11 protein-coding genes are annotated in these 14,966 nt (G+C 58.2%); 5 read left to right on the top strand and 6 right to left on the bottom strand.

Features of this window, described 5'->3' with window-relative positions:
- Nucleotides 1-401: 401 nt before the first annotated feature.
- Complete coding sequence (locus tag AD949_RS12595; protein ID WP_048834680.1) at nucleotides 402-3,059, bottom strand: cation:proton antiporter; 2,658 nt, start codon at nucleotides 3,057-3,059, stop codon at nucleotides 402-404.
- 301 nt (nucleotides 3,060-3,360) lie between these two features.
- Here AD949_RS12595 and fumC point away from each other — a divergent pair, with 301 nt between their 5' ends.
- The 4 genes from fumC to AD949_RS12610 all read left to right on the top strand — a co-directional run bounded on the left by fumC (nucleotide 3,361) and on the right by AD949_RS12610 (nucleotide 6,960).
- On the top strand, nucleotides 3,361-4,809 hold the full coding sequence (gene fumC / locus AD949_RS12600; RefSeq protein ID WP_048834679.1) for a class II fumarate hydratase: 1,449 nt from the start codon (nucleotides 3,361-3,363) through the stop codon (nucleotides 4,807-4,809).
- Nucleotides 4,810-4,855: 46 nt separating this feature from the next.
- Entirely contained in the window at nucleotides 4,856-5,029 is a 174-nt protein-coding gene (locus AD949_RS14180) for a hypothetical protein (RefSeq protein WP_156475931.1), read from the top strand.
- Between the two features lie 13 nt (nucleotides 5,030-5,042).
- Nucleotides 5,043-5,207 (top strand): hypothetical protein, encoded by a 165-nt coding sequence (locus AD949_RS14185; protein ID WP_156475932.1) that lies wholly within the window; start codon nucleotides 5,043-5,045, stop codon nucleotides 5,205-5,207.
- Between the two features lie 97 nt (nucleotides 5,208-5,304).
- The gene (locus AD949_RS12610) at nucleotides 5,305-6,960 is read left to right on the top strand and encodes an ABC transporter substrate-binding protein (RefSeq protein WP_048834739.1); all 1,656 of its coding nucleotides are present in this window, start codon (nucleotides 5,305-5,307) and stop codon (nucleotides 6,958-6,960) included.
- Nucleotides 6,961-7,380: 420 nt separating this feature from the next.
- Here AD949_RS12610 and pstS read toward each other — a convergent pair whose 3' ends face one another.
- From pstS to rpmI, 5 genes are all read right to left on the bottom strand, one after another.
- Nucleotides 7,381-8,433, bottom strand: coding sequence for a phosphate ABC transporter substrate-binding protein PstS (gene pstS, locus AD949_RS12615; RefSeq protein WP_052944501.1), 1,053 nt, complete (start codon nucleotides 8,431-8,433; stop codon nucleotides 7,381-7,383).
- Nucleotides 8,434-8,477: 44 nt separating this feature from the next.
- The gene (pheT, locus tag AD949_RS12620; protein WP_048834677.1) at nucleotides 8,478-10,937 is read right to left on the bottom strand and encodes a phenylalanine--tRNA ligase subunit beta; all 2,460 of its coding nucleotides are present in this window, start codon (nucleotides 10,935-10,937) and stop codon (nucleotides 8,478-8,480) included.
- A 3-nt stretch (nucleotides 10,938-10,940) separates the two neighbouring features.
- Complete coding sequence (pheS, locus tag AD949_RS12625; RefSeq protein ID WP_048834676.1) at nucleotides 10,941-12,011, bottom strand: phenylalanine--tRNA ligase subunit alpha; 1,071 nt, start codon at nucleotides 12,009-12,011, stop codon at nucleotides 10,941-10,943.
- A gap of 148 nt (nucleotides 12,012-12,159) precedes the next feature.
- Nucleotides 12,160-12,519 (bottom strand): 50S ribosomal protein L20, encoded by a 360-nt coding sequence (gene rplT, locus AD949_RS12630; RefSeq protein WP_025825489.1) that lies wholly within the window; start codon nucleotides 12,517-12,519, stop codon nucleotides 12,160-12,162.
- Nucleotides 12,520-12,533: 14 nt separating this feature from the next.
- Complete coding sequence (gene rpmI / locus AD949_RS12635; RefSeq protein WP_006557067.1) at nucleotides 12,534-12,737, bottom strand: 50S ribosomal protein L35; 204 nt, start codon at nucleotides 12,735-12,737, stop codon at nucleotides 12,534-12,536.
- 412 nt (nucleotides 12,738-13,149) lie between these two features.
- On the opposite strand from rpmI, the gene AD949_RS12640 reads away from it, so the two are divergent.
- Nucleotides 13,150-14,622, top strand: a complete 1,473-nt coding sequence (locus tag AD949_RS12640) for a mannitol dehydrogenase family protein (RefSeq protein WP_048834737.1) — start codon at nucleotides 13,150-13,152, stop codon at nucleotides 14,620-14,622.
- The last annotated feature ends 344 nt before the right edge of the window (nucleotides 14,623-14,966 follow it).

Here is a 14,966-nt window from a genome sequence, read left to right on the forward strand (position 1 = left end):
AATTTTTCAAAAAACTTTACTGCCTTTTCAGCCTGTTAGAGCGGATCAAATCTCACTCTACGCCCTCCGGCTTCAGACAAGATTCTGTCCATATAGTGAGACAGGCTCTGGGAGTTTCAGAGGACCCTCTCCAAAAATGCGAATCACACTTTCAGAATGTTTTGAATGCAAAAACAGCATGAGAGACTCAAATCTACTCAAACCATGCGAGAATCCCTCTTAAACGGTCTAGCATACTGTGCATTTGATCTATTCTCTCTTATGCAAATGATTACAGACAGGCAGCCTGACTTTATTTTCCGATAAAAAATCTCCCTAGCACCTGTACATGTATAGAGCCCCCCCTCTTACCAACTCCTGCTGGCATGCAGTGAGAAAAAAGAGGGAACTGTCAGGACGGTTTATTTTGAAGGAGACGGTTCATCCGTTTGTGCTGTCTCCCCCTCAGAGCCTGTCACCTGAGGAGGCTGTACGGGCAGCTTACTCTCCAACTGCAGCAGCGCTCGGGCGGCTACACCGGGGCGTTCGCCTTCCGTCTCGGCGGGCTTGGCGCCGGGCACCAGCTTGATGGCCCGCTCACCGTCTTCGCGCTTGCGGCGCAGCTTCTCAATATTTTCCAGCACCAGCGGATATTCTTCCACCAGACGGCGGAAGCGTGAGGCGCTGATCACCATGAAATGCCCAAACTGCACAGCACGGATATTGGCCGGGCATCGTTCATTCTTAATGGCGGAGAGAGCGCCAATCAGATCTCCGGCATCATACAGGATATCCCGCTCGGCTACGTGAGATTCCGCCAGACCCGCACTAATGAAATAGATATTACGGATCTTGCGCCCACGGCGGCAGATCAACTCCTGTGGTGCGACAAACCGCAGCGATGTGGTGGTTGCCAGATCATGCAATTCCGCATTGGGCAGACCACGGAACACGGCTGCATTTTTCAGGCGGCTTTCAATCCCGCTGCGCAGGTCAAAACTCAGCGGCTTGTCCAGCCGGTGGCGGCGGCGTTCCAGTTCTTTCAGAAGCTCACGGTTCAGTTCATCACTGATCAGGGATTCCGCCAGCAGGGAGTCATACTCCTCCCCTTCCAGCCGCAGTACGATCTGCCGGAAAATCCGATTTTCCAGTGCTTCTGAATAGCCATGGTAATGCAGACGCAGGGTTTCCAGCGCCTCATCCAGCAGCTTGCGCTGGCGCTGAAGCACTTCCGCCACAACCTCCCCAATGCGGCTGCCCAGTGTGGGTTCAAGCCGCTCACTCATAAAACGCGTCAGCGAGATGGAGACAAAATGCGCCACCATCAGCATTTCAAACCGCTCCGCCATACACAGCATCAAAGGCCGGTCGATGCGCAGATGTTTGTGAATCCACTGGGCAACCTTAAAGCGTAGAGAAGGACTAAGCCGCCTACGTAGCGCGCGCACATAGCCCAACCGCCCTTCCAGCCGAGCACCGTCAATGGCCGCCTCGGAAGAACGCAGCAGCGTTTCCATCACCCGGCGGGACAGCCCCTGAATACGAAACAGATCCAGCAGAACGGAGCGTTCCTGACTGGCAATGGTAATCAGGGCCAGATTCACACGCTGCGTATCCCCCAAAGCCGTATCAAACGTGTTGGCACCCTGCTCTTCATGCGCGCGGCGATCCACCTGCTCAATAACAGTGCCGGTTGCATCGGTCGAAAAGCCGAGTTCATCCGCCAGCTTTTCAGACCGCTCCTTCACATTTTCCAGACCGATGCTTAGCACCTGATGCCGCATGGCTTCATCAATAGGGGAGAGTTTATCGAGCTTGAGGAACAGAACGAGAGACCGCAGCGTGGTGCCGTTCAGCAGCAGCGTAATCAGCACAAAGCCTGTCGCGAGAATACCGATAAAATGCGCAACGGGCGTGGAGACACGCTCGTTTTCCGTAACCGCCAGCGCCAGCGCCAGCGTAATGGCCCCACGCAGCCCACCCCAGACCATGGTGACCTTAAAGGGGGTTGGCACAGGCGGAGCTAACTTGGTCATGGCGAGGAACGGCAACAGGCCAAACACCACGGCCCCACGCGCCACCAGCCCGGCCACGCTGGCAATCAGGATCAGCACGCAGTCCCAGCGGGTCATGCCCACCAGCAGATGCGGCACCAGCATGGAGGCCAGCACGAACACCAAAGACCCCGCCCAGAACACAAGCTGCTGCCAGAGCTGGTTGAGGAACAGCCATGTCTGCGGCCGCACGGTCGATGGTCCGTAAACCGACATGGTCAACCCGGCGGCAGCCGTCGCCACCACACCGGAAACCCCGAGAAACTCATCGGACACAATATAGGCCACATAAGGCAGCGCCACGGTCAGGGTGATTTCCGCCGCGGCTGACCCGCTGAGCGCCGTAATCATCATCAAAGTCATCTGACCAAACATGACGCCGACAATCAGTGCGCCGACGAAAGAGATCACAAACGAGATGATCGCCTCACCCGGATGAATGGCATGATGCAACGTGACGGATGGCAGCAGGATGGAGAAGATGGAAATGGCCGCGGCGTCATTCAGCAGAGCTTCGCCTTCCACCAGACGCGTCAGACGAGTGGCGGCCCCAATATCGCGGAAAATCCCGGCCACGGCGGACGGATCAGTAGTCGCCACAATCGAGCCAAGCAGAAGGCAGACAACCAGTGGCATCTGCGCAAAAGGCAGTAGCGCGAGCCCGATGGCTCCGGTGGACACCACCACAGCTACCACAGCCAGCAGCAACACCGTGGCGGCCTCATGCGCCAGACGTCGGACATCAATGGCCAGCGCGCCCTGAAAAACCAGCACAGGCAGGAAGATCAGCAGGAACGCTTCACTGTTGATTGGGAAATCCAGCAGCGTTTCCGCAATGCCATTCAGCGCGGTGGTATGCGTGGTGCGGAGGGCAAAGTCCGCCAGACTCCCGATAATAATGCCGACAATCGCCAGCAGAACCGTCTCGGAAAGTTCCAGCCTGCGGGCAATGGGCTGAACCGTGCTGACTATGACAAGAAGAAGAGCAATGGCAAGCAGTACCGCAGCCAGACCAGTTACCGCCATACCCTCTTTGCTCCTCCAGCCATAATATTCCGCACTCAGATACCTTTCTGTTGCATGGCGATAAGGCACCAGAAAGGCAGACGTTCCAGAATGTGCGTGTCTTTTAACACACTCCCTGCCTGAAAACCTACCTCATCCCGCGCGTTTCCTACGGTGCGGACAGGCTGTGGCCCGCACCGGGCCTCGCTGCAATGTGACTTTATTCTGACATGCGGCAGCTATGCCACACCCCATATTGGAAGAAGGGCGCCAGACCTCACCCCACAGCACGAGGACTGCGTGAACACTCGGGAGGCGGATCATGAGCACATCACCCCATATTACAGACTGCCCAGTTGGCCTGAAAGCCACAGGATTTCGCATGGAGCGGGATTCCATGGGTGAGATCAAAGTACCGGCGGACAAATACTGGGGGGCGCAAACGCAGCGCAGCCTCGTGCATTTCTCCATTGGGGAAGACCACATGCCCCTGCCCCTCTGCCATGCCTACGCCATTGTGAAGAAAGCAGCGGCACTGGTGAATGCGGCGGATGGGCGGATGCCGCAATGGAAAGCAGACCTGATCGGCCGCGTGGCGGGTGAAATCTGCGCAGGCAAGCTGGACGCACATTTCCCACTCTACGTCTGGCAGACAGGCTCCGGCACCCAGACCAACATGAATCTGAATGAGGTTATCGCCAACCGGGCCATCCAGCTTGCGGGGGGTGAGGTTGGGTCCAAGAGTCCGGTACACCCCAATGATGATGTGAATATGGGGCAGTCGAGCAATGATTCCTTCCCTACCGCCATGCATATCGTCACACTGCTGGAAATAGAAAACCGGCTGATCCCGTCGGTGGAGGCTCTGTGCGACAGTCTCCAGACAAAAGCTGAGCAGTGGATGAATGTTGTCAAAATTGGCCGCACACACCTTCAGGACGCCGTGCCACTCACCGTCGGGCAGGAATGGTCCGGCTGGGCCTGTATGCTGGAAGATGCGCTGGCCAACCTCCGCACAGCAAGGGAAGGCCTGTTTGAACTGGCCGCTGGTGGCACCGCCGTGGGCACCGGGCTGAACGCCCCCGCAGGGTTCAGCAAAGCCATCGCCAGCAAAATTGCCGAACTGACAGGCCGCCCGTTTATAACCGCCCCCAATAAATTCGCGGCCCTCAGCGGGCTGGATGCTATGGTCCGGGCCTCCGCCGCCCTCCGAGGGCTGGCCGTGCCACTCCTGAAAATTGCTAATGATATGCGGTTTCTGGCCTCCGGCCCGCGTTGCGGCCTAGGCGAGTTGCATCTGCCTGAAAACGAGCCCGGCTCCTCCATCATGCCCGGCAAGGTCAACCCGACCCAGTGTGAAGCCATGGTGATGATTGCAACGCAGGTTCTGGGCAATGACACCACGGTTGGGTTTGCCGCCAGTCAGGGGCAACTCAACCTGAATGTCATGCGCCCGGTTATTCTCGCCAACTGCCTGCACAGCATCCGTATTCTGGCCGATGGCTGCCATAATTTCAGAGTTTTTTCCGTTGAGGGAACAGAACTGAATGACGCACGCCTTGCGCAGTATGTGAACGGCTCTGTCATGCTGGTGACGGCTCTCAACCCTGCCATCGGGTATGATAAGGCGGCGCATATCGCGCATCTGGCCACCGAGCAAAATCTCAGCCTGCGGGAAGCGGCCGTGCAGTCCGGCTATCTGGATGGTGAGGCTTTTGACAAGCTTGTTAACCCGCTGGATATGGTGGGTGACGGCGTGGCCGGAGCCTGATAGTCCTTCTCTTTCGTCTCCTCTCAAATCCCGGTATGGTTGTCTGATGAAACGTTTTTTCTCCCCCGCACGCCGTGCAGTAGCCGGCCTCTGTCTGCTCAGTCTGCTGGGGCTGGCGGCCTGCGCGGATGACCATTCCCAGCATTATTACCACCCCAGAAACCACCACGGGCAGCGTGGACCCAACTGGTACCGCCCTCCCCCGAACACGCAGAACTGAAGGACCGCAGGATATGGACGGTAAACTCTTGCGGCTTGGCATTGTGATCGCCACGCTCGTTCTGGGCATTTTTCTGGTCAGTTCGATTTACAGCAACTTCTCTCACCTTATGGAGCAGCAGTCGGGTCAGGCTGGTCAGCCTGCGGCGAATAACGCGCCAGCCCCGCAGCCCTCTTAAAGGAAAAAGAATGCACGCCTTGCGTACGCTGCTGCACCGGGGCGTGCATTACTCTTTCTCCCGGCCTGTATTTGCTAACCTCATCCTGACGGCCAGCATGGCCACGGCAGTCACGGCGGTCGCGCAAACCGCCATTGACCCGACGCCGGAGATACTGGCGGCCCATCGCGGTGGCACATTAAAGCTGGTTGCCGCAGCCTCGGGCGGCACGCTGGACCCGCAGATCAATTACACCGCCAAATATATCAATCTTTATGCCGTGGTATATGATGGCCTGACCACATTCCGCAAAACTACAGGCCCACGCGGTAATGATGTTGTAGCCGATCTGGCTGAGGCGCTCCCGGTCCCGCAGGATGGCGGACGAACCTATGTGTTCACCCTCCGGCCGGACATCCATTTTTCCAACGGCAAGCCGCTGACCACCGCCGATGTCGTGGCTTCCTTCCGGCGTATTTTCCGCGTTGGCTCACCCACCGCGGGCTCCTTTTATTCCGCCATTGCGGGAGCAGACGCCTGCCTGCAAAGCCCTGCCACCTGCACCTTAAAAGACGGGCTCTCGGATGACCCGGCGCACCGCACCATCACCTTTCATCTGACCCGACCTGATACCGAGTTCCTGCAAAAGCTGGCCTTCACGCATGCCGTCATTCTGCCTGCTGATACGCCGGATCATGACATTGGCAACACGCCTGCCCCCGGCACGGGCCCCTATCGCCTTACCTCCTATGACCCGAACAAATTTCTGCATCTGGACCGCAACCCCTTTTTCCGGACATGGGACATGCAGGCCCAGCCAGACGGGTATCCGGACCGCATAGACTACAGCTTCGGCATCCCGGATGAAGCCGCCGTAACGGCTGTTGAAAATGGCCAGTATGACTGGATGGCCGACACCATCCCCATGGACAGGCTGGGGGAACTGGGCAGCCGCTTTACCGCGCAGACCCATGTGGCACCACATCCGGCGATGTATTTCATCCCCATGAATGTCAATTTGCCGCCGTTCAACCAGCTTAAGGCCCGGCAGGCCGTTAACTACGCGCTCAACCGCAAAGCCATGGTCATTCTATATGGTGGCCCCGGCATTGCCCGCCCGCTCTGCGGGATGTTGCCGTCCTCGCTCCCGGTCTCGTCCGATACATGCCTCTACACACGCGGCGCGTCTCCCATGTCTCCGGCGGCACGCTGGTCTGCGCCGGATCTGGAAAAAGCGCGGGCGCTGGTGCGGGAAAGTGGCACGGCTGGCCAGCATGTCACTTTGGTTACAGCAAATACGAGCATAGATTACGCCATGGGCACATGGCTGCGGGATATGCTGCAAAGCATTGGGTATCAGGCCACCCTGCGCCCGCTCAGCAGTTCCATGGCGTTCAATTACATGCAGAACTCCGGCAATCATGTGCAGATTGCCTTAAAAGACTGGTCAGCGGATTATCCCTCGCCCTCCAATTTTCTGGACGATCTACTGGGCTGCGAGAATTTTCATCCTAATTCGGACAGTTCCATCAACATTCCCGGCTTTTGTAACAAGCGCATTCAAGCCCTTATGGACCGCGCCAAAACCGATGTTTCCCTTACCCGAGAGCAAACCGACGCGCTCTGGCGCGAGGCCGATCAGTTGGTCATGGAGCAGGCTCCAGCCGCCCCGGTGATTGAAAAAGATGATGTCATCATCACCTCACCGCGCCTGAAAAATTTCTTTTATACTCAGGTCAATAAACTCTTTTTCTCACAGGTCTGGCTTCGTTAACACGCCGGTGTGCATAACTCTGCGCCAGACCTGACAGATCCCATGCTTTACGCCTTGATGCTCTTTATCCACAGAATCTGTGGATGAAAGCCGGGACAACACCGGGATGACCCTGCATATCGTGCGCAAAACCCTCCCCACCCGATAAAAAGCATTCGGTTTTATGCACTGACCAATCAGCGCAGCCCCCTTCCAAACGGCTCTGTAACACCGCAACTCGTGAGAACAACGCGCTACCTGTCACACCTGCGGCTTTCAGATCCGCACAGGGACGACAATTACGCGCCTTCTCCAAAGCAACATCTGCGCGCGTTTATCGAGAGACCCCAAAGACAATAAAAAAGGGCGGACAGAATAACTGCCCACCCATTCTTCTATCCGGAAGTTTTTTCAACACAGGCAGCATAAAGCCCGCGCCGTTTACTCGTTTGGTGCTTCTTTGTGTGTCAGCTTGTCTAGCGCACCAAGCGCCATGCCACGCACGCGCGCCGGAATAGGCACGTAGTCCAGCTTACGGCTGGCGGCTTCCCCATTTGTCAGCCCCCAGCGGAAAAATGTTCTGACAGCCTGACCATGCGCGGTCCCGGCGGAATGCTCCGGCACCAGAACATAGGTCGTGGTCACAATGGGCCATGCTCCCGCGCCGCTACTATCAGAAAGTGCTGCGGTCAGAGTTTTATCGTCCCACTGAGCAGCATCCGCCGCTTTGGCGAAGCTTTCTGCGGACGCTGTGACAAACTCGCCAGCCTTGTTCTGTAGCTGCACCATCGGCAGATGGTTGCGTTCAGCGTAGGCATATTCCACGTAGCCTATGCTGCCTTCTGTGTTGGCCACGTAAGACGCAATACCGTCATTCCCACGCGTGCCAGACCCGGCAGGCCAGTCAACCGATGTCCCGCGCCCAATGGAAGAACGCCATGCGGGAGAAACCCGCCCCAGATAATCCGTAAAAACAAATGTTGTGCCCGAGCCGTCCGCCCGATGCATCGGCGCCACGGACAGATCCGGCAACGTCAAACCCGGATTAAGAGCGGCAATACGCGGGTCATTCCACGCGCTGATGCTCCCATCATACAGCCCAGCCAGCACCGGGCCTGTCAGCTGCAAAGCACCGTCCGGCACACCCGGCACGTTGACGATCACAACAATGCCGCCAATGCTGGTGGGAAACTGCATCAGATGCCCGGCTTGCAGCTTGTCCGGGGCCATCGGGGCATCGGATGCGCCAAAATCCACCGTGCCCGCCAGAACCATATTCTGCCCCGCACCGGAGCCTATGGTCTGATAGTTCACCCGCACCCCGGTGCTTTCAGATGAGGCCGCGGACCACGCCTGATAAAGAGGGGCTGCAAAACTGGAGCCCGCCCCGGTAATTTCTTCCGCGTGCAGGCTCTGCGCGCCGCACACAAGCAGCGCGGTTGAGAGCAGGGCCAGCCGTGCGCCCTTTTGCAGGCGTGTTGCGCGATGTGTCATGATCTCTGCGCTCCGTTACCGGTTCCGTCCTGTCACCCTGCGCCTCAGCGCAGGGTTGCTCCCGTTGCCTTGGTGACTGCGGCAACAATACGCTCGGAAACAGCCTCCAGTTCCGCATCCGTCAGGCTTTTCTCCACGGGCTGTAAGGTCACTTCCACCCCCATGGAGCGATAGCCTTCCGGCACATGCTGGCCTTCATACAGGTCAAACAGGCTGACATCGGCCACAAGGGTACGGTCCGCGCCTTTCACTGCTTTCAGCAGTTTTTCACCCGGCACATCGCGCGCCACGACAAACGCAAAGTCACGCCGCACAGGCTGGAAGGCAGAAAGCTCGGGCGCGGCTTTCTTGCGCCGTTTTGGGTCTGGCACGGCATCAAGCAGGATTTCAAACCCGACAACCGGCACGTCAATCCCTTCCGCTTGCAACAGGGAGGGATGCAGTTCCCCAAAATACCCCAGCACCATTTTCGGCCCCTGCCGCAGCGTACCGGAGCGGCCCGGATGGTACCAGGACGGCGCATCCGGCGTGGTGCTCAGCCCTTCAACCGCTACGCCAAGCTGGATCAGCAATTCCAGCGCATCGGCCTTGGCGGCCCAGAGAGACACACCTGTGCTGGCCTGCCCCGGATAGCGCGGCGTATGCCCAGCACGGAGACCGGCGGCAATCTGCTGCTGTCCATCTTCCGAGAACCCGGCCCCGATTTCAAACAGACCAATATCCGCCCAGCCCCGCGCGGCATTCCGCTGGCTGGCCGCAACCAGATTGACCATGGGGGTGGGGCGCATCTGGTCCAGATCAGACGCAATGGGGTTGAGCAGACGCAGGCTATCGGGCGCACCGCCAAACCGCAGCGCGTCCTCATGCGAGACAAAGGAGAACCCGACCGTTTCCACCAGCCCACGCGCAGCCATCACCCGACGGGCACGCGCCGCACGCGCCTGACGCGGCGTGAGAGCCACACCCGGCACCACGCTGACAGGCGGCAACGGCACAGGCGGCACGGTGCCCAGCCCTTTCAGGCGCAGCACTTCTTCCACCAGATCACTCTCGGCTTCAATCTGCTCAACGCCTTCCGCAGCGCGCGCAGCCTGATCGACTGGCAGATCGCGCCCCTGTGCCAGAATGGGCTTCTGGGCAATATCATTGCGCCATGAGGGCACGCTAGCGCGAACATGCGTATCCGTCCGCTCCTGCACCTCAAACCCAAGTTTTTCCAGCAGCGCCACGCTTTCCTGCGCCGGCACGTCCAGACCACCAAGGTCCCGCAGGCGGCTAAACCGCAGGGTCGCTTCCCGCTGCCATGCGGGCTGTTCCCCAGCAGAGACAACCTCACTGGCCTCACCACCGCACAGATCAATAATCATGCGGGTGGCTGCTTCCATAGCCGCAACAGGCAAGGCCGGGTCCACACCGCGCTCGAAGCGATAGCTGGAATCAGAAGACAACCCGAGGCGACGGCAGCTCAGCGCAATATGCACGGGGTCAAACAGCGCACACTCCACGAACACATCCGTGGTGCCTTCATCCGCGCCAGACGCCTCACCACCCATGATGCCAGCCACGGACTGCACACCATTGGCATCGGTAATCACGCAATCTTCTGGCGAGACCGTATAATCCTGCCCATCAAGTGCCTTGAATGTCTCCCCAGCCCCGCGACACAGGGTCAGGCGGTTTCCAGAAAGTTTTTTAATATCAAAAACATGCAGCGGGCGGCCAAGATCAAAGCAGAAGTAATTGGTAATATCCACCAACGTGGAAATAGACCTCAGACCTACGCTTTCCAGCTTGCGCCGCAGCCATTCCGGGCTGGGGCCATTTTTCACACCGCGCACCGTCCGGCCCAGCACCCACGGGCAGGCTTCCAGATAAGCGTTTTCCCACATGACGGGTGAGTCAAACGTCCCTTCTACCGCTTCGGCCATCCATGGGCGCAGGGTGCCCAGACCGGCCGCAGCGAGATCACGCGCAATACCGCGCACACTCAACGCATCCCCCCGGTTGGGAGTAATGGCGATTTCAATCACCGCATCATCCAACCCGGCAAAATCAGCATAGGACTGGCCGGGAAACGTATCCTCCGGCAGTTCCGCAATGCCGCTGCTTTCTTCCCCCAGACCCAGCTCACGCAGGGAGCACAGCATCCCGCCGCTTTCTTCCCCACGAATCTTGCCAGCCTTGATGGTAATATCCAGCCCCGGCACGTAGGTGCCCGGCTTTGCAAAAATCACGGCCAGTCCGGCGCGAGCGTTGGGCGCGCCACACACAACCTGCACATTATTCAGGCCCGGTCCGGCATCCACACGGCAGACCTGAAGACGGTCCGCATTCGGGTGCTGGGTGGCTTCCAGAATACGCCCGGTCAGGAACGGCTCCAGTGCTGCACCGGGGTTTTCCACCCCTTCGACCTCAAGGCCAATCTGGTTCAGAGCAGCGCAGATTTCCGCAAGTGTAGCGGACGTTTCCAGATGGTCATACAGCCATGAAAGCGTAAATTTCATGTCTTACACCCCTTCGTGCAGCAGTGCGGGCGCAAGCGGGTCAGACCCGTAATGACGCAGCCAGCGAATATCACTCTCATAAAACGAACGCAGGTCCGGAATACCATTTTTCAGCATGGTCAGGCGTTCAATCCCCATCCCGAAGGCAAAACCCTGCCATTCACGCGGGTCCAGACCACAGTTGGCCAGAACGCGGGCATGAATCATGCCCGAACCCAGCACTTCCAGCCAGTCTTCCCCACCACCGATCTCACCCGTACGGCGAGACCAGCCGATATCCACTTCCATGGACGGTTCAGTAAACGGGAAGTAGGAGGAGCGGAAGCGTACCGGGAGGTCGGGTTTGTCAAAAAACACCCGCAGGAACTCGATCAGACAGCCCTTGAGATGCCCCAGCGTAATACCCTGCCCGACCACCAGACCTTCGCACTGGTGGAACATGGGCGAATGGGTCGCATCATGGTCGGCGCGGTAGGTGCGGCCGGGGCAGATCACGCGGATGGGTGGCTTCTGGCTGAGCATCGTGCGGATCTGCACGCCGGATGTCTGGGTGCGCAGCACACGCGCCACGTCCAGCCCCGGCACGGGCGGCAGATAGAAGGTGTCATGATCGGTCCGGGCGGGGTGATGGTCCGGCGTATTCAGGGCGGAGAAGTTGTGCCAGTCCGTCTCGATATCCGGCCCTTCCGCAACGCTAAAGCCCATGGACCCGAAAATGGCGGTCATTTCCTCCACAGCGCGGCTGATGGGGTGAATGGAACCCTGCACCGTGACCGGCGGCGGCAGACTGACATCCACGCGCTCGGCCACCAGACGGGCCTCAAGAGCCGCGGCTTCTAGCGCCTGCCCACGGTCTTCAACCGCCCGGGTCAGGTCATCCCGCAGGCGGTTTAGCGCCACGCCGCGCGCCTTGCGCTCATCCGGGGCCATTTTCCCCAGCGCCTTGAGCAACGCTGTCAGGCGGCCTGATTTACCAAGCGTGCCCACACGCACGGCATCCCATGCCCGCATATCAGCCGCACCGGCCAGTTCCGACAGGACGTCCTGCCGGAGAATCTCAAGATCGTCGCTCATGAAACCTCACACGAGAGGGGAAAATGCTCTCAGGCGGATAGCCGCTCCGCCGCGCCGAGAAAACCCCTCAACCGGAAAAAGCAGACCACCAGAACAAAAAAGGCCGCCCTTGCGGACGGCCTTTTTCAGGGCAAATCGGCCAGAAGCCTCAGGCAGCCAGAGCGGCCTGAGCTTTCTTCACGATTTCCGCAAACGTTGCGGCGTCATCAAAAGCGATGGCGGCCAGAACTTTACGGTCGATTTCAATGCCAGCCTTGTCCAGCCCGTTGATGAAACGGCTGTAGGTCAGGCCGTGCTCACGCACAGCAGCATTGATACGCTGGATCCACAGAGCGCGGAATTCGCGCTTTTTGTTCCGGCGGTCGCGGTATGCGTACTGGAGAGACTTTTCAAGCCGTTCCAGAGCAATACGGTAGTTTGTAGAAGACCGACCACGAAAGCCCTTGGACATGTCCAGAACTTTTTTGTGACGGGCGTGGGTTGTTACACCGCGTTTTACACGTGCCATATCTCAGATGCTCCTCAAACCAGCCCGTAGGGTGCCCACTGCTTGACGGTACGACCGTCCTGCGGTGTCATCACCTGTGCGCCACGGTTGGTGCGCTTCATTTTCTGCGGACGCTTGATCATGCCGTGACGTTTACCGCACGGACCTGAGAGCACCTTGCCGGTCGCGGTGATTTTGAACCGCTTTTTGACCGACGACTTGGTCTTCATCTTGGGCATTTCTTTACTCCTGAAAGCTCGAACCGCGCCCCTCTGTCACCAGAGCGGCAAAACACGGCCGGGCATGCCCCACAAGCCCGGACGCGTGTAACGAAGCCGCTCACATAACGGAAAGTGTTGAGAGTTTCAAGCCGCATCTATCCGGGATTTTTCAACCTATCCATGATAGGCTTGCCCGAAGTCAGACTTTTGCCGTGTGCGTCCTATTCCACCGCAGCCTCGGCTGCACAGCACGGCAAAAGCGCGCAGGACACGCCCCCTCTTGCTTCACGCGGGCAACCAGCCGCTCTCCTGCGCTTTATTCTGATACTTGAAAACCGCGTGCAGCACAGCCGTTCAAGAGGCTGTGGTTAAACGTTTTTCTGCCTGCACCGGACCTGATCTGACACCAGAACAAGGTATGCCGATTTCCATGATTGCCCTTTCCAACACAACGCTCAACCAACTCCCCCCGCAGGTGCTCGTTCCTGCATATGACCGCAGCAAAACCACACCGGGCATTGCTCATCTGGCGGTCGGCAATTTTCACCGGGCACATCAGGCGCTGTATCTTGATCGGGTTCTGGCGCGCCCCGGCCAGCAGAACTGGGCCATTGTCGGCATCGGCCTGCGCGACAATGCGCGGGAAACCCGTCGGGCGACGATCATGGCCGAGCAGGATTGCCTCTATACCTTAACCGAGTTCGCACCTGACAATACGCACACAACCCGCGTTCTGGGAGCTATCACGGATTATATACAAGCCGCGAAGGACCGCACCGCCACCATCCGACGTCTGGCCGACCCCGCCATTAAAATTGTCAGCCTGACAATTACGGAAGGCGGCTATTATGTGGATGCCAGCGGCAAATTTATGCTGAAAGACCCCGCCATTGCCGAAGACCTGAAACGCCCGGTGCCAGAAACAGCGTTCGGACTGGTAACGGAAGCCCTGCGCCTGCGCCGTGATAACGGCACCGGCCCCTTTACCGTGCTGACCTGTGACAACCTGCGTGACAATGGCAGCATTGCCCGCACCGCTTTTTGCGCATTTGCAGAGGCGCGGGACCCGGCTCTGGGTGCGTGGATCAGAAAAAACGTGACGTTTCCCTCCACCATGGTCGACCGCATCACCCCATCCGTGACCGAGGCGGACACCATCCGGCTGGATGATATGAGCGGCATTGCCGACCAGATGCCGCTCTTTGCGGAAGACTTTACGCAATGGGTTATTGAGGACAACTTCTGCGCGGGCCGCCCGGAACTGGAGGCTGTCGGTGTGGAATTCACCGATGATGTCGGCCCTTATGAGCAAGTAAAATTGCGAATGCTCAATGCATCCCACTCCATGCTCGCCCTGCCCGGCCTGCTGATGGATTATGACACCGTGCCCCATGCCATGGGAGATGCGGCCTTAGTCACGCTGCTGGAGCAGTTTCTAGCACAGGATGCCGCGCCATTTATAACGCCACCCCAAGGCGTTTCTCTGCATGACTACGCCCATCAGGTGCTGCATCGCTTCCGCAACGCGGCTGTTGGCGACCAGCTTCTGCGCATTGCGTCAGACAGTGCTTCCAAGTTGCCGGTTTTCTGGGCTGATACTGTCAAAGGTGTGCTGAAAGCGAACGCTGACCATCGGCGCATCGCCTTTGGCATTGCCTGCTTTCTGGAATATCTGCGCGGAGAAACCGAAAGCAAAAAACCTTATACGCTTTCCGAGCCCGGCCTGCCGGAGCATGCCAGAGCACTGGCTTTGCAGGACGATCTGGCCGCAGGACTGACCATGCCCGTCTTTGCAGGCTGGGGTCTGGAGCAGTATCCTGCTTTTGTGAAAGATGTCGTCACACTGCGCAGCAGCCTCCGCACACACGGGGCGCGCGCAACACTTCAGCAACTGGACCTGTAAAACTGATATAACAGGCACGTTTTCTGCTCTGTTTTTGCGGCCATTTTCTTTCAGACGCAGGGTCTCATCCTAGAATCAAGCGAGATACTGCGTCGAAAGAGGGATTTCATTACGCCATGGACGCATGCCTTTCATGCAAAAGAAGCCCTGTCTATATTGAAGAAAACATAGTCAAGAAAGAAATTAGCCGTTTTTTATAACATTCTCGTGTTTCAAATAAATCTTATTCAGATTTAATCGCTTCCAGCGAAAACCTATGCGTTTATTTGCGGGCCAAATCCAGATAAGTTTCGTCCACTATAAAATAACAGACCTTCAGACGGCAGGTCCCCGGACCTCCCGAA

It is taken from the genome of Acetobacter orleanensis (genome assembly GCF_001581005.1).
In the GTDB taxonomy this organism is placed as follows: Bacteria; Pseudomonadota; Alphaproteobacteria; order Acetobacterales; family Acetobacteraceae; genus Acetobacter; species Acetobacter orleanensis.